The 17256-nt window shown below is 65.6% G+C and carries 14 protein-coding genes; 6 read left to right on the top strand and 8 right to left on the bottom strand.

Features of this window, described 5'->3' with window-relative positions:
- Positions 1 to 89: 89 nt before the first annotated feature.
- Positions 90 to 596 carry a hypothetical protein gene (locus ACSDHM_RS13970; RefSeq protein ID WP_032954412.1) on the top strand — a complete coding sequence of 169 codons (507 nt, stop codon included), beginning with the start codon at positions 90 to 92 and terminating at the stop codon, positions 594 to 596.
- A gap of 64 nt (positions 597 to 660) precedes the next feature.
- On the opposite strand, the gene ACSDHM_RS13965 is transcribed toward ACSDHM_RS13970, so the two are convergent.
- Complete coding sequence (locus ACSDHM_RS13965) at positions 661 to 1575, bottom strand: LysR family transcriptional regulator (protein WP_439426335.1); 915 nt, start codon at positions 1573 to 1575, stop codon at positions 661 to 663.
- A 114-nt stretch (positions 1576 to 1689) separates the two neighbouring features.
- On the opposite strand from ACSDHM_RS13965, the gene ACSDHM_RS13960 reads away from it, so the two are divergent.
- Positions 1690 to 2448, top strand: a complete 759-nt coding sequence (locus ACSDHM_RS13960; protein WP_072168558.1) for an SDR family NAD(P)-dependent oxidoreductase — start codon at positions 1690 to 1692, stop codon at positions 2446 to 2448.
- A gap of 93 nt (positions 2449 to 2541) precedes the next feature.
- Here ACSDHM_RS13960 and ACSDHM_RS13955 read toward each other — a convergent pair whose 3' ends face one another.
- Positions 2542 to 3942 (bottom strand): serine hydrolase domain-containing protein, encoded by a 1401-nt coding sequence (locus ACSDHM_RS13955; RefSeq protein ID WP_005418422.1) that lies wholly within the window; start codon positions 3940 to 3942, stop codon positions 2542 to 2544.
- A gap of 285 nt (positions 3943 to 4227) precedes the next feature.
- Here ACSDHM_RS13955 and ACSDHM_RS13950 point away from each other — a divergent pair, with 285 nt between their 5' ends.
- Both ACSDHM_RS13950 and ACSDHM_RS13945 read left to right on the top strand, forming a co-directional pair.
- The gene (locus tag ACSDHM_RS13950) at positions 4228 to 5556 is read left to right on the top strand and encodes an MFS transporter (protein WP_188240734.1); all 1329 of its coding nucleotides are present in this window, start codon (positions 4228 to 4230) and stop codon (positions 5554 to 5556) included.
- 42 nt (positions 5557 to 5598) lie between these two features.
- Positions 5599 to 5949 (top strand): DUF1304 domain-containing protein, encoded by a 351-nt coding sequence (locus ACSDHM_RS13945; RefSeq protein ID WP_072168560.1) that lies wholly within the window; start codon positions 5599 to 5601, stop codon positions 5947 to 5949.
- Positions 5950 to 6450: 501 nt separating this feature from the next.
- On the opposite strand, the gene ACSDHM_RS13940 is transcribed toward ACSDHM_RS13945, so the two are convergent.
- The 3 genes from ACSDHM_RS13940 to ACSDHM_RS13930 all read right to left on the bottom strand — a co-directional run bounded on the left by ACSDHM_RS13940 (position 6451) and on the right by ACSDHM_RS13930 (position 10386).
- Complete coding sequence (locus tag ACSDHM_RS13940) at positions 6451 to 6918, bottom strand: hotdog fold domain-containing protein (protein ID WP_072168561.1); 468 nt, start codon at positions 6916 to 6918, stop codon at positions 6451 to 6453.
- Between the two features lie 76 nt (positions 6919 to 6994).
- Positions 6995 to 9472 (bottom strand): acyl-CoA dehydrogenase, encoded by a 2478-nt coding sequence (locus tag ACSDHM_RS13935; RefSeq protein WP_072168562.1) that lies wholly within the window; start codon positions 9470 to 9472, stop codon positions 6995 to 6997.
- Complete coding sequence (locus tag ACSDHM_RS13930) at positions 9469 to 10386, bottom strand: alpha/beta fold hydrolase (RefSeq protein WP_188240735.1); 918 nt, start codon at positions 10384 to 10386, stop codon at positions 9469 to 9471. Before ACSDHM_RS13930 ends, ACSDHM_RS13935 begins: the two co-directional genes overlap by 4 nt.
- A 153-nt stretch (positions 10387 to 10539) precedes the next feature.
- On the opposite strand from ACSDHM_RS13930, the gene ACSDHM_RS13925 reads away from it, so the two are divergent.
- On the top strand, positions 10540 to 11142 hold the full coding sequence (locus ACSDHM_RS13925) for a TetR/AcrR family transcriptional regulator (RefSeq protein ID WP_005418411.1): 603 nt from the start codon (positions 10540 to 10542) through the stop codon (positions 11140 to 11142).
- Positions 11143 to 11283: 141 nt separating this feature from the next.
- Here the strand turns inward: ACSDHM_RS13925 and ACSDHM_RS13920 are convergent, their stop codons facing one another.
- The 3 genes from ACSDHM_RS13920 to ACSDHM_RS13910 form a co-directional block, all read right to left on the bottom strand.
- Positions 11284 to 14166, bottom strand: coding sequence for a TonB-dependent receptor domain-containing protein (locus tag ACSDHM_RS13920; RefSeq protein ID WP_111129172.1), 2883 nt, complete (start codon positions 14164 to 14166; stop codon positions 11284 to 11286).
- 372 nt (positions 14167 to 14538) lie between these two features.
- Positions 14539 to 15387, bottom strand: coding sequence for a hypothetical protein (locus ACSDHM_RS13915; RefSeq protein ID WP_061478882.1), 849 nt, complete (start codon positions 15385 to 15387; stop codon positions 14539 to 14541).
- Between the two features lie 116 nt (positions 15388 to 15503).
- The gene (locus tag ACSDHM_RS13910) at positions 15504 to 16397 is read right to left on the bottom strand and encodes an Hsp33 family molecular chaperone HslO (protein ID WP_439426334.1); all 894 of its coding nucleotides are present in this window, start codon (positions 16395 to 16397) and stop codon (positions 15504 to 15506) included.
- 77 nt (positions 16398 to 16474) lie between these two features.
- Between ACSDHM_RS13910 and mtgA the strand changes: the two genes are divergently transcribed.
- Positions 16475 to 17224 (top strand): monofunctional biosynthetic peptidoglycan transglycosylase, encoded by a 750-nt coding sequence (mtgA, locus tag ACSDHM_RS13905; protein ID WP_439426333.1) that lies wholly within the window; start codon positions 16475 to 16477, stop codon positions 17222 to 17224.
- Positions 17225 to 17256: the final 32 nt, after the last annotated feature.

Below are 17256 nucleotides of genomic sequence, written 5' to 3'. Positions count from 1 at the left end.
CTGACGCGCCGGCGGTCCCCGCACGCAGCATCCGCGGGTTTGATCCAACTGGGCGTTTCAACTCCCTATCACTGACGAGGAGCCATCCCATGGCAACCAAGAAAGCTGCGAAGAAGAAGCCCGCCGCCAAGAAAGCGGTGAAGAAGGTCGCGAAGAAGGCCGCTGCCAAGAAGGCAGTGAAGAAGGTCGCGAAGAAGGCGACTGCCAAGAAGGCAGTGAAGAAGGCGGCGAAGAAGGTCGCCAAGAAGACCACTGCGAAGAAGGCAGTGAAGAAGGCGGCGAAGAAGGTCGCCAAGAAGTCCACTGCCAAGAAGGCCGTCAAGAAGACCGCGAAGAAGGCGGCCAAGAAGGCCACCAAGAAGACTGCCAAGAAGGCTACGGCCCGCAAGCCGGCCAAGAAGGTCGCAAAGAAGGCGACTGCCAAGAAGGCCGTCAAGAAGACCGCCAAGAAGGCAGTAAAGAAGACCGCGAAGAAGGCTACCAAGAAGGCTGCCCCGAAGAAGGCAGCGAAGAAGGTTGCCAAGCGCAAGCCGGCCGCCCGCAAGAAGAAGGCCGCTCCGGTCGCTCTGCCGGCAACCCCGGCGCCGCTGATCTAAGTACTTCCCGATAGCCGCATCCTGAAACCCCCTTCCCTGGCTGCCCAGCGGGGAGGGGGTTTTTTTATGGGCGGCTTCGATCGCCTGGTGGGGTGACTACCGGCGGGAATCGTTCCACCAGGAAGTCGAGGAAGCTGCGCAGGCGGGTGGAGTGGTAACGGTCGTGCGCATAGACCACGTGCATCGGCCGACCGGCCTGGCCGTGCCCTGGGAGCAGCTGCACAAGTCGTCCAGCCTCGACATCGGCTGCCAGCAGCAGCGTCGACTGCAGGACGATGCCCAGGCCAAGCAGCGCCGCCGAACGCAGCGCTTCGCCATTGTTGATCTGCAGTCGGCCGTCGGGCACGTGGTCGAGCTCGCCAGCGTCGTCCTGCAGCCACTGCGCAAGTGCACTCGGTTCGAACGACAGGCATTGATGGCCGGCAAGTGCATGCACGCTGTGTGGCGTGCCATGCCTGGCCAGATACGCCGGCGAGGCGCACATCATCAGGCGATAAGGGGCCAGGGCTCGTGCCACCAGCACGCTGCTGTCGGCCAGCGTGCCGATCCGCAGCGCCGCTTCGAAGCCCTCTTCGGCAAGGTCGACCACGCGATCGGTCAGCGTCGCTTCGACCCGGACATCCGGATGGCGCGCCATGTACTCGGCCAGTGCCGGTACCAGCGCATGCGTACCGAAGATCACTGGTGCACTGATGCGCAGCGTGCCCGCCGGTGCCAGGTGCTGGTGCTGCGCCTGCGCATCGGTTTCGTCCACCAGGCGCAGGATCTCCCGGCAGCGCGTGTAGTAATCCTGGCCGAACGGGGTCGTGTGCTGGCGCCGGGTGGTTCGGCTCAACAGCTGCATGCCCAGCCGTGCTTCCAATGCACGCAGATGCTTGCCGGCCATCGTCGCGGAGATGTTCATCGCCGCAGCTGCCGCACTGAGGCTGCCCTTGTCCACGATCAGCACGTAGACCCGCATGCTTTCCAGCAGGTTCATCTGACACCCCGGGTGTTAAATGCTGAAACCTGCGCGGAGTTTATCAATCAGGGGTGATCAAACAGCATGTCGTGCAAGGGCTGGATTGGCCGGCCATGCGGACAGGAGAACACCATGGACTTGAATCTTGCAGGCCGTACCGCTTTGGTGACGGGCGCGGCCAGCGGCATCGGTGCCGCCGTCGCCAGGCAGCTGGCGGCCCAGGGCGTGCGCGTTGCCATCACGTCACGGCAGCGGGCACCCCTGCAGGCGCTGGCGGCGCGGATCGAAGCCGAAGGCGGCGTGGCACCGGTCATCGTGGCCGGCGATGTCACCGTGGCCGGTGACGTCCGGTACATCGCGCAGGCATCCCGGGACGCATTGCAACGCGTCGACATCCTGGTCAACGCCGCAGGTGGCTCCCGGCCGACCACCGTCGATGCCGATGATGATGTCTGGGAGGAAGCGATCGCCCTGAACTTTTCCGCTGCGCGGCGGATGACCCAGGCGCTGTTGCCTGGCATGCAGGCGCAGGCATGGGGGCGGGTGATCAACTTCAGCGGTTCGATGGAACCGCGTGCGGTGAACGCGGCCACTGCGGCGAAGGCGGCGCTGCATCTGTGGAGCAAGGGGCTGTCGTCGGAGGTGGCCGGGCAGGGCATTACGGTGAATGCGATTGCACCGGGGCGCATCAACAGCGCGCAGATCCTGGAACGCCTGCATCCCACCGAGGAAAGCCGGCGTGCGTTCATCGCCAGCAATATCCCGATCGGACGCTTCGGTGAACCCGAGGAAGTGGCGCCACTGGTGGCCTTCCTGTCCTCGCCGCTGGCCGGCTACATCACAGGCGCGGTGATTCCGGTGGACGGCGGCATGCACTACTTCGCGCACTAGCGCCGCGGAACTGCTCTTTGCATCTGTAGAGTCGAGCCAACAAAAAGGGCGGCCCGCAGGCCGCCCTTCGCACACACGATCGAGCCCGCCTGATCAGCGCGGCGACGCCACCGCACGATTGCCCGAGGCGCCCTTGCCCTTGCGCTTGTCCTGCTGCGCCGGGCTGGCGCCCTCGGCCATCAGGTTGTCGCTGCCGAAGTCGGTGTCCACGTCCAGCCAGCGCTGCGCCGGCAGGCCGAGCGCGGAGTCGAGCACGGTCGGCAGCAGGCCGCTGGGCAGGCTGCTTTCGCCATTCCACATGATGGCGATGCCCAGATCGCGTTCCGGCACCAGCGCGACCAGGCCGCGATAGCCCTGCACGGCACCGGCATGGAACACCACGTCGTGGCCGGCGTAGTCGAAGGTGCGCCAGCCCAGGGCGTAGCCGGCCGAGTGCAGGCGCTCGCGGCGCCAGCCCGAACGCATCTCGCCGGGGGTGCTGATCAGGCTCGAATGCAGGGTGGCCAGCAGCGGTGCCGGCAGCACGTCGGGGCGGTGGCCGGTGTGGGCGAGCAGCCACTGCGCCATGTCGCTGGCGCTGGCATTGACGCCGGCCGCCGGGGCGACCCGGTAGTAGGTCGGCTTCGGCGTCAGCGAGACCCAGCCGTTGCGGCTGCGCACGTGAGGACGCGCCCAGCGCGAGCTGGCCTGGATGCCGGCCAGGCCGAGGCTCGCATCGTTCATGCCCAGCGGCTTGAAGATGCGGCGCTCGACCGACTGCTCGTAGAAACTGCCGGAGGCCGCGTAGACGACATCGCCGATCAGGCTGAAGGCCACGTTCTGGTAGGCATAGCAGTCGCCCGGCAGGCACTTCAGGCTGGTGTTGGCCAGTTTCTGGGTCAGCGCGTAGTACTCGGCGTTGCCCTCGATGTCGCGGTCGTAGGCGTTGTACGGCAGGCCGACGCGATGGCTGAGCACGTCGGCCACGGTCAGGCGGTCGGTGGCTTCGGGCGAATTGAGGCGGAAGCCCGGCACGTAGTCGGTGACCTTGCTGTCCCAGCGCAGCGTGCCGTCGTTGACCAGCAGGCCGGCCATGGTGCCGGCGAAGGCCTTGGACAGCGAAGCCAGGCGGAACACGGTGTGCGCATCGACCGGCAGCGGATTGTTGACGTCGGTGACGCCATAGCCGCGCGCGCTGAGGATACGGCCGCCCTGCACGATCGCCACGGCCATGCCCGGCACGCGTTCGCCATAGGTGAGCTGCTGCGCCATCGATTCGATGTTGGCGACGTTGAAGCCGGGCGCCGGGGCCTGCACGCGCGGCACCAGGCCGGTGCGGTAGGCCGCCGGCTGGGTGTGGGCGACAGTGGGACCGGCAGCGGATTCGATGTTGGTCGGCATCGGCGGCAATGCCGGCGGTGTCTGCGCGGTGGTGGACAAGGCAACGGGCATCAGCATGCCCAGCAAACCGGTGGCCGCCGAACGGATCGGGCGACGCAGGCTGTTCTTTTTCATCGGTTGGACCCGTGCGCGACTGCTGATGGCGATTCTAGCGCCGCTTTTCCCTTGTGCACAAACAAAGCGAAGATGAATGCGCATCTCGTTGAAAAATTTGGAATTTGAGGTGCTGAAAGCATGTATCGGAACGTGTCATCCGGGGCCGATCAGCGGAGCCGATCCGCCCGCAGGAAGGCGCGTCGCGCTGGCGATGTTGCGGTGCATTGGCTAACGTACGCGTTTCATCGCCCCGGAGCCTGCCATGCCGCTGTCCAACCGCCGTCTTCAGGCGAGGGACACCGCGTGAGTGCGGTACGGAACAAGGGGCCGCTGCAGGGCCTGGCGTCGGCACTGCGCGAGTCGCCGGCGCTGTGGTGGTCGTTCCTGTACTTCTTCTGCCTGCTCAGCGGCTACTACGTGCTGCGCCCGGTGCGTGAGGCCATGGCCGCCTCGGCAGACCTGGAAACGGTGTTCCCACCCGTGCTGATCGCCTGGTTCGCCAGCCACGGCATTGCGTTGAAGGACTTCGTGCTGCAGTTCCTGTTCTCCTGCGTGTTCGTGATCATGCTGGTGCTGCAGCCGGTGTACGGCTGGCTGGTCAGCCGCTTCCCGCGACGGGTGTTCCTGCCGGCGGTGTATGGGTTCTTCATCGTGACCCTGCTGGGCTTCTACATGATGTTCGACAGCGGCGTGCCTGGCCGCGGCATGGCCTTCTTCTTCTGGATCACCGTCTTCAACCTGTTCGCGGTGGCGGTGTTCTGGAGCTTCATGGCCGATGTGTTCTCCAATGTGCAGGCCCGGGCCTTCTATGGATACATTGGCGCGGCGGGCACCGTCGGTGCCTTCCTTGGTCCGATCATCACCAGTGCGCTGGTGCAGAGCGTGGGCATCGCCAACCTGATGCTGGTCTCCGCAGCTTTCCTGGTCGTGTGCCTGTTGTGCATCTGGCGGCTGCGGCACTGGGCGGTGCTGCGCGAACGCGAGCAGCAGCTGGTGTCCGGCGAGCAGCCGATGGGCGGCAGCGTGCTGGACGGCCTGAAGTTGATCGTGCGCGAGCCGCTGCTGCGCTGGCTGGCGATCATGGTGGTGTTCGGGGTGGGCGTGGGGACGCTGCTCTACAACGAGCAGGCTGCGATCGTGCGTGCGGCGTTCACTGACCCCGCAGCCAGCACCGCGTTTTTCTCGCGCATCGACTTGGCAGTGAATGCGCTGGCGCTGTTGATGCAGCTGGGCCTGACCCGCTGGTTGCTGTCCCGGCACGGCATCGCCCCGGCGCTGCTGATTCCCGGTTTCGCGATCCTGATCGGCTTCTCGGTGCTGGCGGCCTCGCCGATGCCGCTGATGGTCGCGGTAGTGCAGGTGATGACCCGGGCCAGCGAATTCGCACTGGCCAAGCCGGCGCGCGAGACAATCTACACGCGCGTGGACCGGCAGTGGCGCTACAAGGCCGGCGCAGCGATCGACACCGTGGTCTACCGCGGTGCGGACCTGAGCTTTGCCTGGGTGCACAAGGGCCTGTCATTGTTCGGCTCGCACGTAGTGTTCATCGGCGGCATGCTGGTGGCCGCGTGCATGACCGCAGCCGCGTTCGGTGTACTGCGCGAAGAAAAGAAACTGCCGCGCGACCGATGATTTCCCGGGCTCCGAGCCCCATCCCTGTCCAAGGAACCGCCCATGTACTGGATCGCACTCGCCCTGACCTTGCTGGTCGCACTGCTGCACGTCTATTTCCTGGCGCTTGAGATGTTCCTGTGGACCCGCCCGCTGGGCCTGAAGACGTTCCGCAACACGCCGGAGAAGGCGGCGACCACGCGCGTCCTGGCGGCCAACCAGGGCCTGTACAACGGCTTCCTGGCAGCAGGCATCGTGGTGGGGCTGGTGATCGATCAGCCAGTGCTGGTGACGTTCTCGCTGGCCTGCGTGGTGGTGGCGGGGTGCTATGGCGCCTACAGCGTCAGCCGCCGCATTTTCATGATCCAGGCGGTGCCTGCGATCCTGGCGTTGGTGTTTCGCGCGGTAGCGTAGATTCCAGCCAACGGCGCGGCCCCTCGTGGGTTGGCCGCGTAGAGCTTGTCATGGGGTTGGCCGGGCGGGTTGGGTTCGCGGGGGACGCCGCAAGTACGTCCGTGTAGGCTTGGCCGCGGCATCCATGCCGCGGACACCCCCGCGAACCCAACCCGCCCGGCCTCAGACAGGTTCCGTGCGCGGCCAGCCCACGGAGAAGAAAAAAAGAAGATCAAGAGCAACAGCGGGTCGCTGCGCTCGTTGGGTTCTGTGCGCATGGAAAAAAGCGGCCATTGGGCCGCTTCTGCTTCTGCTCTTCTTTTTTCTCTTGCGTGGGTGGACGCCGCAGAGATCTGTCAGAGGCCGGAGGGGTGGGGCCGGGCGGGGTATCCGCGCCATGGATGGCGCGGCTAAGCCTACAGGGACGTACTTGCGGCGTCCCCGCCTGGCCCCACCCCTCCGGCCCCACCGATAAACCGCATTCCGCGTCCACCCAAGAGGGGCTGCGCCGTTCGCGGGAACTTACTTGGCCGGCGACATCCACATGTCGATGATCGCGCTGAACACCTCGGTGCCCGCGCGGTCGCGCACGCTGACCGTCACCGGCAGCGCATAGCCCTCGGCCGCAACGACAATCGGTTGTGCCGGCAACGCCACCGCCTGCAGCGTGCCACGCGCCTTGGCCAGGTACTGCACCTGCATCCCCTTCGGGATCCAGCGCATGCCCTTCGGCAGCGATGCATCGACCATCAGCCCGGCGGTCAGTTCGGCCAGGTTGCACATCGCGATCGCGTGCACCGTGCCGATGTGGTTGCGTACTCTGCGGCGGTCGGCCAGCGTGCCTTCGCAGCGGCCGTGTTCCAGGCGGGTGATGCGTGGCGCGATGCTGGCGAAGTAGGGGGCCTTGAGGCACACCGCGCGCGAGAACAGCCAGGCGCCGGCGGGCCAGCGCTGCAGGCGTTGGTAAAGCGAGAGCAGGGGCGTGGACATGAGGGGTATTCCGTTCGGCGGATAACGCGACGGCGGGCCGAGGCCCGCCGTCGAAGGCAACGCGTGTCGCGGGCGATCAGGCCGCCTGCGAATGCGGATCCTTGCGCTGGCGGTCGTAGTAGCTGGCCGCGCGCAGTTCATGGGTGTCGAAGTCGTCCACGGTGATGGTGTCCAGGGTCAGCGTGCGCAGCTCTTCCAGCAGGCTGCGCTCGTCCTGGGTGATCACGCCCTCGGCCACGGCTTCGTCCAGCTGCGCCTTGAAGTCCAGCGCCTCGATGCCCTTGCTCTTCAGCGCCTTGAGGAACTTGCGCTCCACCGGCTCGGCCATGATCGCCTTGCTCAGGTAACTGTTGATGCGGCCGCCCGGGTTGTTCTCGCACGGGGTCAGGAACACGCCATTGGCGAGACGGTCGCGGGCTTCATTCGGCGCCATCAGCAGGGCGGCGACGCGGCGGCTCAAGCGATCACCCGGAGCCTCGGCACGACGGCCCAACGGGAAGATGAGCGCCCACATCAGCCAGCCGATCGGACGGATCGGGAAGTTGCGCAGCGCGGCCGACAGCGACTCTTCGATCTTGTGCACGCTGTCATGGAAGGCCCAGGCCAGCAGCGGCTGGTCGGCCTGCGGTGCACCTTCGTCGTGGTAGCGCTTGAGCATGGCGCTGGTCATGTAGACATGGCTCAGCACGTCGCCCAGGCGGCCGGACAGCGATTCCTTGAACTTCAGCTTGCCGCCCAGGGTCATCATCGAGATGTCGGCCATCAGCGCCAGGTTGGCCGAGTAACGGTCCAGCTTGCGGAAGTAGCGGCGGGTGTAGGCGTCGCCGGGGGCGGCGCCGAAGCGCGCGCCGGTCAGGCCGAACCAGAACGAACGCACGGCATTGGAGATGCCGAAGCGGATGTGGCCGAACAGGCTGCGGTCGAACTCCTGCAGGCCGGCACGGGTATCCGGATCCTGCGCGGCCTTCATTTCCTTGAGCACCCACGGGTGGCAGAGGATCGCACCCTGGCCGAAGATCAGCAGGCTGCGGGTCATGATGTTGGCGCCTTCCACGGTGATCGCGATCGGCGCGGCCTGCCAGCTGCGGCCGGCGAAGTTGCGCGGCCCCAGGATGATGCCCTTGCCGCCGATCACGTCCATCATGTCCGAGATCACTTCGCGGCTCATGGTGGTGCAGTGGTACTTGGCGATCGCCGACGGCACCGACGGCACGTCACCACGATCGACCGCGGCGGCAGTGGCCTGCGACAGCGCGCTGATCTTGTAGGCCTTGCCGCCGATGCGGGCCAGCGCTTCTTCCACGCCCTCGAAGCGGCCGACCGACAGGCCGAACTGCTTGCGGATGCGTGCATAGGCGCCGGTCACCGCGGCGCCAGCCTTGGCACCGCCGCTGGCGGTGGACGGCAGGGTGATCGAGCGGCCCACGGCCAGGCACTCGTTGAGCATGTTCCAGCCCTTGCCGGCCATGGCTGCGCCACCGATCAGCTGGGTCAGCGGAATGAACACGTCCTTGCCGCGGATCGGACCGTTCTGGAACGTCGAGTTCAGCGGGAAGTGGCGACGGCCGATTTCGACGCCGGCGGTGTCACGCGGCAGCAGGCCCAGGGTGATGCCGATGTCGCGGGTATCGCCGATCAGGCCATCCGGGTCGTACATGCGGAAGGCCAGGCCGATCAGCGAAGCGACCGGGGCCAGGGTGATGTAGCGCTTGTCGAAGGTCAGCTTGACGCCGAGCACCTGCTCGCCGTTCCACTCGCCCTTGCAGACGATGCCGTAGTCCGGGATCGAAGTGGCGTCGGAGCCGGCGAACGGACCGGTCAGGCCGAAGCAGGGCACTTCGCGGCCATCGGCCAGGCGCGGCAGGTACTGGTCCTTCTGTTCCTGGGTGCCGTAATGCACCAGCAGTTCACCCGGGCCCAGCGAGTTGGGCACGCCGACGGTGGAGCTGACCACCGAGGACACCGAGGCCAGCTTCTGGATCACCTTGTGGTGGGCCAGCGCGGAGAAGCCCAGGCCGCCGTACTCCTTCGGGATGATCATGCCGAAGAACTTGTTCTTCTTGATGAAGGCCCACAGCTCCGGCGGCAGGTCGGCGTGGACGTGGGTGATTTCCCAGTCGTTGACCATCGTGCACAGCTCTTCCACCGGGCCATCGAGGAAGGCCTGTTCTTCAGCGGTCAGCTGCGGCTTGGGGTAGTTGAGCAGGATGTTCCAGTCCGGATCACCGGTGAACAGTTCGCCCTCGAAACCGACCGAACCGGTTTCCAGCGCGATGCGCTCGGTCTGCGACAGCGGCGGCAGCACCTTGCGGAACACCTTCATCATCGGGCTGGTCAGCAGCGGCTTGCGGATGAACGGCAGCAGCAGCGGCACGGCGATCACCGCCAGCACCGCCGCAGCGACGATGGTGGCGGTCTGGTTGACGTAGGGAATGAACCAGCAGGCGGCCAGCAGGGCCACGCTGATCAGCGTCCAGGTAACCAGCCGCATGCGGTGGTAGGCGACGAAGGCGCCTGCCAGCAGCAAGGCGAGGAAGGGAAGAACGATGCTCATGAGCGTGCTCCGGTGACGTGCTCGTTTGTGGCGGACGAAGCCGCAGCGTCCGCTGCGGGCAACACGTCCAGATAGTCCAACACAGTAGCGGTAAAGGCGTCGTTGTCATCGCCGGCGACCATGTGGGTCGCTTGCGGCAGCTGTACATGGCGCGCATGCGGCGCCAGCGTCAGGAATTCGGCCACGGTCTGCGGCGTGACCAGGTCGCTGCGGCCCCCGCTGACCAGCAGCAGCGGGCACTTCACCTGGCGTGCGGCCTCGGCCAGTGCGTCCTGGTGCTGTTCGCTGTCGCGGGCCAGCTCGGCCACCAGGCGCGGGTCCCAATGCCAGCGCCAGCGCCCGTGGCCGTCCTCGCGCAGCAGCGCACGCAGCGACTGCTCGGATTTGCGCGGCCGGTGCGGCATGTAGGCCGAGATCACGTCGGCGGCCTGGGTCAGCGAGGCGAAGCCGTCGGGATGGGCGGTCATGAAGGCGAGAATGCGCTCGACACCGGCGGTATCCCAGCGCGGGGTGATGTCGACCAGCACCATGGCCGAGAACAGGCCCGGCCAGCGCGATTCGGCAAGCAGGCCGAACAGGCCACCCATCGAAGCGGCAACCAGCACCGGCGGGCGCGGCTGTTCGCCGGCCAACACGATCAGGTCGTCGGCGAACTGTTCGCCGTGATAGGGCAGATCGGCGCCATTCCAGTCGGAATCGCCATGGCCGCGGGCGTCGTAGGCCAGCGTCTGCAGGCCGGCCGCGTTCAGTGCGCGGGCAGTGGCATTCCAGGCGTGGCGGGTCTGGCCGAAGCCATGGGCAAACAGGACCCGGCCACGCCGGCCATGGTCGCTGACGGTCGCCGCCAGGCGGGCGCCATGGGCGGCGTCCAGGCGCAGGTCATGGAACGCAGCTGGAGTTGGGGACATAACCATACTTGCTAGTATGGAGAGCTTCGAGAGGAAGTCAATACTGCACGGTATGGTGCGTTGCAGAACGCGCGTGGAGGGACCCTTCCGACGGGCCTGCGACGGTTTCGGCCGCAACCGCGTACTGCAACGAACCCCGGCGTATGGTTAAATCAGTCCATGAATCAACCTGACGCTTCCGCCGGCGAACCGCGCGCCGGCCGCAACAGCCGCCTGAGTGCCGAAGACTGGGCCCAGGCGGCCCTCGATCTGATTGCTGAACAAGGTGTCGGCGCCGTCGCGGTAGAGCCGCTGGCACGGCGGCTCGGCGTTACCAAGGGCAGTTTCTACTGGCATTTCCCTTCGCGCGATGCATTGCTGCAGGCGGCGCTGGAACGCTGGGAACTGTTCGAACAGGAACAGGTGTTCGGCAGCCTGGAAGACGTACCGGATCCGCGCGTGCGCCTGCGCCAGCTGTTCCAGATGGTGGCGCATGAAGTGCAGCCGCACATCATCTACAGCGAGCTGCTGAAGGCGCTGGATCATCCGATGGTGCGGCCGGTGATCGACCGGGTCTCGCAGCGTCGCCTCGACTATCTGGTCGCCTCGTTCCGCCAGGCCGGCCTCAGCTCGACCGATGCGCGTCATCGCGCACGCCTTGCGTACGCCGCTTATGTCGGCTTCCTGCAGTTGTCGCTGCAGCTGCAGCAGCCCAAGCAGGCGCGCGAGGATTTCGAAGCGTACGTCGAGCATCTGATCGAGACGCTGATTCCGAACGGATGAGCGCCCGGAAATGATCTCGAAGGAAGGCCGCAGCGATGCTGCGGCCTTTTTTGTTGTGCGCTGGCCAGCGCCCGTCCATGGCGCACAAAGAACAACGGCCCCTTTCGGGGCCGTTGCTGCATCAGCTGATCAGGTTCCCGATCAGAACTTCTGCTTGTACTGCATGTAGATCAGGCGACCGATGTCGTAGCCGCCGTAGTAGGAGTACTGCGAGTTCGGCGCCGAGTACATCTGCGGGCCGTAGTGGTCGAACACATTGCGTGCACCGACCGCGATGGTCGCATTCCACGGCGCGTTCCAGGAGAACTGGACGTCGTGGAAGGTGGTGGCGCCGCGCTTGTTCTGCGCCTGGTTGCGAGCCGGATCCGGCGAGCCGTAGTCAGGCAGCGAGCACTCGGTGGCGTAGTAGCAACGCTCCTTCACGCTGGAGAAGTAGCGGGTGCCCCAGGTGATGCCGAAGTCGCCGAATTCCCAGCCAACGGTCAGGTTCGAACGCAGGCGGAAGTTGCTGCCGAAGCCATTGTAGATCTGCACCGGGGAGTCATCATTGGCCGTCTTCAGAACGTTCTTGGTGACGTAGGTGTTCTGCAGGTTGAAGTTGAAGCTGCCCCAGGTGTCGGTCGCATAGCGGTAGCTTGCATCGAAGTCGAAGCCTTCGGTTTCGATGAAGCCGGCATTGCGGCTGCCGTAGGTCAGGTTGTTGACGTAGCCGAGCGTGGCGTCACGGGTGAAGGTGCTGCAGCGCTCAGCAATGCCCAGAACGTAGCAGTCGTTCAGCTGATCCGTCGGGGTATCGGAAACGATCGTGTTCTCGATCTTGATGTTGAACCAGTCCAGGCTCAGGTTCAGGCCCGGGGCGAAGGTCGGGCTCCAGACCAGGCCAACGGTCTTGGACTTGGACGTTTCCGGAGTCAGGTTCGGATTGGAGCCGGAGGTGAACGGCACCGGGCTCTGCTCATCCGGGCCTTCAGCCGGGACGTAACCCTGCTTCAGCTGGCGGAAGTTCGGGGCCAGGGCACCCAGGGCGGCAGCGCATCGCTGGGCCGTGGCGGCATCGGTTGCGGCCAGACCGAACGAGGTATCGCACGGATCGGTGAAGTACTCGAAGGACTGCGAGCTGCCGCCGTACAGGTCGGCGATGGTCGGCGCGCGGAAGCCTTCGGAGTAGGTCGCACGAACCAGCAGCTGATCGATCGGGCGCCACTTCAGGCCGAACTTGCTGTTGGTCGTGTTGCCGAAGGTGCTGAAGTCGGAGAAGCGGGTGGCTGCGCTCAGGCTCAGTTCCTTGGCACCGGGCAGGTCGGCCAGGATCGGTACGTTCAGCTCCAGGTACACTTCATTGACGTCGTACTTGCCGCCGGTCGGGCCAGCCGCCAGGTCGGTGGAGTAACCCGACTGCGACAGCGCGTCCGGATTGAAGTTGCCCTTCTCCTCGCGGTACTCGTAACCCAGTGCGAAGCCCAGGTCGCCTGCCGGCAGGGTCAGGATGCTACCCGCAATGTTGGCGTAGTAGGACGTCATCGTGGTTTCGCCGACGTTGTGCGTCGTCGGGAACAGGAACTGCTGCAGGTCCGGATTGCCGGTCAAGCCGCCATCACCGGTGCGGCCGAACGGAATGGCCGGGTTCCACGGGATGCAGCCGCCGGCGCCGGGGCCGTAGGCCGGGTTGGTGCCCGCAGCCAGGCCCGCTGCGGTTCCGCACTCCACGCGGCCGGTTGCCGGGTTGTAGAACGAGGCCCCGGTGGCGGCGTTGGCAGCCAGGACGTTGTAGTTGCCGGTCTGGCTCTGGTTGTTTTCGGAGTTCTGGTAGAGGTAGCCGGCTTCCCAGTCGAAGTACTTGTCATTGAACTGGAACGAGCCCTGCAGCGCGCCGCTGAAGCGGAACGTCGTCAGCTTGTTGTTGGAAACGCGCGGCACTTCCCAGCCACGGCGGACATACGCCATATCCTGGCCGAACGGGTTGTAGTAGCTGTTGGCCGACCAGATGGAACCGAGGTTGGCGTAGGCTTCGGACTGCAGTGGGTAACCGGCCACCTGCGCTTCCGATTCGCGGCGGGTGTACAGCAGGTCACCGCTGAAACGGACATTGTCGGTAAGGTCGTACTGCAGGTTGGCGAATACGCTGCGACGCTTTGTCGGGGTCAGCAGCTGCATCTGCTGGTTGGAGTTGCTTACGTCACCGGTGATCGGGGTCAGGTCGGTTTCGTGGAAGTCCGCCGCGTTGTAAGGATTGCCGCCGCGATTGAGGGTGAGCGACGGTGCGTCCGGATCGGTCGGGTCGAACACCGAGCCCCACTGGCTGACCGAGGTCCAGCCGGCGGTCGGATGGCGATTGGTGCGCGACGATTCGGAGAACCAGCGATCCTTTGCCCACACCGCCTTTTCGTTGGAGTACTCGGCACCGATGGTGATCGAGCCGCGATCGCCGGTGAAGCCGGCAACGAAATCGGCGCTCTGCTTTTGGCCGTCGCCTTCACTGTACTGCCCGGTGTAGGCGTTGACTTCCAGGCCTTCGAAATTCTTGCGGGTGATGATGTTGATCACGCCGGCCATGGCATCGGAACCGTACACCGAGGAAGCACCGTCCTTCAGCACGTCGATGCGCTCGACGATCGCCGACGGGATCTGCGACACGTCCTGATAACCGCTGACGCTGGCGCCGAGGCGCTTGCCGTCGACCAGGATCAGGGTGCGCTGTGCACCCAGGTTGCGCAGGTCGATGTAGTAGCCGCCGACCATTTCACCAGAGGACAGCGGTTCGGAACGGCTGATGGCCGGGCTGCCGGCGGCAGAAATGTTCTGCAGCACGTCAGCAACCGTCTTGAAGCCGCTCTTTTCGATGGTGGCGCGGCTCAGGCTCAACACCGGCTGGGCGGTTTCGGTATCGACCTGACGGATGCGCGAACCGGTGACCTCGATGCGGTCGAGGTTGGTCGCTTCCTGGGCGTGGGCCGTCGCGGTGGTGGCACCGGCGACAAGCGCGATCACAACTGCGTCACGCAGCTGGCTGGACTTGAGTTTCATTGGCTCTCTCTCTCCAAGAAATCTTGGCTGGGGTTAGTGCCCGGCGGGGGAGCGAAAAAGCGCTCCCAAATCGCGAGGCTGACCCGATAGTAACGGGCGTTCGCCAAGAATTAAAGCTGTGTTAATGAAGTCTGTGATTTTGGTAAAAAAGCGCTTTTCCCAGCCCAATCAACGGGTTGCCGGTATGGTCATGCTGATCTGCCTCGTTTGTTAACACGGAATGATGAAAAAAGTTTCGATTGATATGTATCCCAATATGTCGATACGCTCTACGGTCGATACCGCTCATGCGAGTGCGAGGCAGGCACGCAGATGCAAAAAGGCGCCTTTCGGCGCCTTCGGGAATATCGTTGCTGAACCTGATTGAGGGGATCAGAGATCCTGTTCGTAACGCACGTACGGCACGGTGCCGTCGTCGTTGCTTTCGTTGCGCGGGGAGAATGGATTCTTGCCGCGGCTGATCACGTTCTCGGCGCCGACGGTCAGCTGGCCAGACCACGGGGTACGCCAGGTCAGGCCGATGCCCAGGCCTTCGAACTTGCCGGGCTTCCCCGGCACGTCGACCACGCGGCCGATGATGCTGCCGGTGAAGTTGCCGTAACCGGCACCGATGCTCAGGCTCTTGCTGTCCCAGCGATCGACGATGGCCGGCGAAGCGTCGGCCAGCGGTACCAGGCGTGCCTTGGCGTAGGTACCGGCGATGGAGACGAAGCCTTCGCGGCCAATGTTCTTCTGCGCGAACACGGTCAGATCGTTCTGCTCGGCGCGAAGCGAGGGCGTCTTGTTCGGGCCCGACAACCAGGCGGGCAGGGTTTCACGGCCGGTGCCGGCGGTGATGCCCAAGCGGCTGTTGCCCCGGTTCAACGCGGCGGTACCACTGAAACGACGGCTGTTCAGATCATCCTCGTCGCCCAGGCTGGCCAGCATGCAATGGCTGGCCAGGCCGCTGATGCTGGTGCCGCTGCTGCTGTTGCAGAGCAGGCCCAGCGAATCGCCGGAGGACAGGCCAAAGGCCGCGTCCAGCGAATTGCGGCCGAAATGCCAGCGGGCGCCGGCTGCCTGTTCGCCGGTCGGCTCCAGGTACAGCAGCGCCTCGACCTTGCCGCTGCCCTTGTTCCATACCGGCAACACGGTGCGGGTGTCCTTGCTCTGCGCATGCACGCCCGTGATCGCGCCAAGGGCGATCAGCAGGGCCAGCGGTAGACGCAGGAAGGTACGCATCGGACCAGTTCAGACAGGGACGGACAACGGAAGTTCCCGCGGGGACGGGAACTCGATCCTAGGGTGTTTATGAATTCTTAACAAGCCTTGATCCTCCCCAGGTACAAGACTGCCGTTTACTGAAGTCGTTCAGGCGCCGCCACAGCCCCCTGGGCGCCGTGGAACAGTATGCCGAACTCCGTCAATGGAAAGTGATACTCACGCCCGCAGAATTCGCAACGCACCTCGACGGCGCCGGTGGCCTCGGCGGCCGCGCGGGCTTCGTCCTCGCCCAATGACTGCAGCATGCCAGCCACCCGCTCGCGCGAGCAGGAGCAGGCGAAGGACAGCGGCTTGTCGCCCAGCAGTTCCGGCCGCTCCTCGTGGAACAGGCGGTGCAGCAGCTGCTCGGCCGGGGTCGCCAGCAGTTCGGCCTTGCCCAGGGTTTCGAACAGGGCGCTGGCGCGGGCCCAGCCATCTTCGTCGCCTTCGTCGCCCGGCAGCTTCTGCAGCAGCAGACCGGCGGCACCGTTGCGGTCGGCCGCCAGCAGCAGGCGGGTCGGCAGCTGCTCCGACTGGCGGAAGTAGTCCTCGAAGGCCTCGTCCAGTTCCGGCGCAGTCAGCGCGACCAGGCTCTGGTAGCGCTGCGGCTCGCGCGGGTCCAGGCCGGGGTTCTCGATGGTGATGGCGAGGATTGCGTCATCACCGAGGCGGGACAGGTTACGCGGTGCGTCGCCACCCTCGCTGAGCTGGGCGATACCGCGCAGGGTGCCGACGGCGGTGCATTCGGCGAACAGGGTGCGCAGCGCGGTGCTGCTGCGCAGCTGCACCGACAGGCGCCCGTCGATCTTGGTGTGGCCGGTGAACAGCGCCGAGGCGACGCAGGCCTCGCCAAGCAGTTCGGCAGCGGCGTCCGGGTAGGCGGCATGGGACAGGATTTCCTGCCAGGTGGCCTGCAGGTGCACATGCACGCCACGCACGCCGGCGTCGGGGAGCAGGAAACGGATCAGGGAATCGGGGTTGGCGGTCATCGGCTCACATCGCGCGTAAACGGGGGCGGTTGCCGGATAATGCGCCGACAACCAGACAGAAGAAGGATGCACCAGTAATGGGGGCAGCGGGAGAGCAGCACAAGGTAGAGGCCGTGGTCGCCGCGCCGCGCCGGCGACGCTGGCGCTGGAAGCGGCTGCTGTGGCTGCCGGTGCTGCTGGCCGCCTTCAGCTGTCTGCAGGTGCTGGTGCTGCGGTTCACCGACCCGCCGGTGTCCATGGTGATGCTGTGGCGCTATGGCGAGGCGCTGGGCGAGGCCGACTGGTCCTATCGGCTGCATTACCAGTGGCGCGACCTCGGCCAGATGGCACCAAGCCTGCCGATCTCGCTGGTGGCGGCCGAGGACCAGCGCTTCCCCGACCACAACGGCTTCGACCTGCAGGCCATCGAAAAGGCGCGCGACCACAACGCCAGGGGCGGGCGCCTGCGCGGCGCCAGCACGATCAGCCAGCAGGTGGCCAAGAACCTGTTCCTGTGGCAGGGCCGCAGCTGGATCCGCAAGGGCCTGGAAGTCTGGTACACGGTGCTGATCGAGGCGCTGTGGCCAAAGGAGCGGATCCTGGAGATGTACGCCAACATTGCCGAATTCGGTGATGGCGTGTATGGCGCGCAAGCGGCAGCGCAGAAATTCTGGGGCAAGGACGCGGCCCGGCTGAGTCCGGCCGAGAGCGCGCGCCTGGCCGCGGTGTTGCCGGCACCGCGTCGCTACAACGCGGCAAAACCTGGGCCGTATGTGCAGCGGCGGGCCGCGTGGATCCAACGCCAGGCGCGCCAGCTGGGTGGTGCGTCCTATCTGTCGGAGGACTGAGCCCGGCGCTGCAATTGGCAGGCGACGGGCCG

It is taken from the genome of Stenotrophomonas sp. T8 (genome assembly GCF_051853085.1).
GTDB lineage: Bacteria > Pseudomonadota > Gammaproteobacteria > Xanthomonadales > Xanthomonadaceae > Stenotrophomonas > Stenotrophomonas sepilia.
The sequence above is the reverse complement of the archived record's forward strand: the minus strand, read 5'-3'. Positions and strand labels throughout refer to the sequence as shown.

Excerpts from the sequence above, each read along its gene's own strand:
- ACSDHM_RS13915 (WP_061478882.1), bottom strand. The coding sequence starts at position 15,387 with ATGCGTACCTTCCTGCGTCTACCGCTGGCCCTGCTGATCGCCCTTGGC.
- ACSDHM_RS13945 (WP_072168560.1), top strand. The coding sequence starts at position 5,599 with ATGTACTGGATCGCACTCGCCCTGACCTTGCTGGTCGCACTGCTGCAC.
- ACSDHM_RS13960 (WP_072168558.1), top strand. The coding sequence starts at position 1,690 with ATGGACTTGAATCTTGCAGGCCGTACCGCTTTGGTGACGGGCGCGGCC.
- ACSDHM_RS13935 (WP_072168562.1), bottom strand. The coding sequence starts at position 9,472 with ATGAGCATCGTTCTTCCCTTCCTCGCCTTGCTGCTGGCAGGCGCCTTC.
- ACSDHM_RS13920 (WP_111129172.1), bottom strand. The coding sequence starts at position 14,166 with ATGAAACTCAAGTCCAGCCAGCTGCGTGACGCAGTTGTGATCGCGCTT.
- ACSDHM_RS13925 (WP_005418411.1), top strand. The coding sequence starts at position 10,540 with ATGAATCAACCTGACGCTTCCGCCGGCGAACCGCGCGCCGGCCGCAAC.
- ACSDHM_RS13910 (WP_439426334.1), bottom strand. The coding sequence starts at position 16,397 with ATGACCGCCAACCCCGATTCCCTGATCCGTTTCCTGCTCCCCGACGCC.
- ACSDHM_RS13955 (WP_005418422.1), bottom strand. The coding sequence starts at position 3,942 with ATGAAAAAGAACAGCCTGCGTCGCCCGATCCGTTCGGCGGCCACCGGT.
- ACSDHM_RS13970 (WP_032954412.1), top strand. The coding sequence starts at position 90 with ATGGCAACCAAGAAAGCTGCGAAGAAGAAGCCCGCCGCCAAGAAAGCG.
- ACSDHM_RS13940 (WP_072168561.1), bottom strand. The coding sequence starts at position 6,918 with ATGTCCACGCCCCTGCTCTCGCTTTACCAACGCCTGCAGCGCTGGCCC.
- mtgA (WP_439426333.1), top strand. The coding sequence starts at position 16,475 with ATGGGGGCAGCGGGAGAGCAGCACAAGGTAGAGGCCGTGGTCGCCGCG.
- ACSDHM_RS13930 (WP_188240735.1), bottom strand. The coding sequence starts at position 10,386 with ATGGTTATGTCCCCAACTCCAGCTGCGTTCCATGACCTGCGCCTGGAC.
- ACSDHM_RS13965 (WP_439426335.1), bottom strand. The coding sequence starts at position 1,575 with ATGAACCTGCTGGAAAGCATGCGGGTCTACGTGCTGATCGTGGACAAG.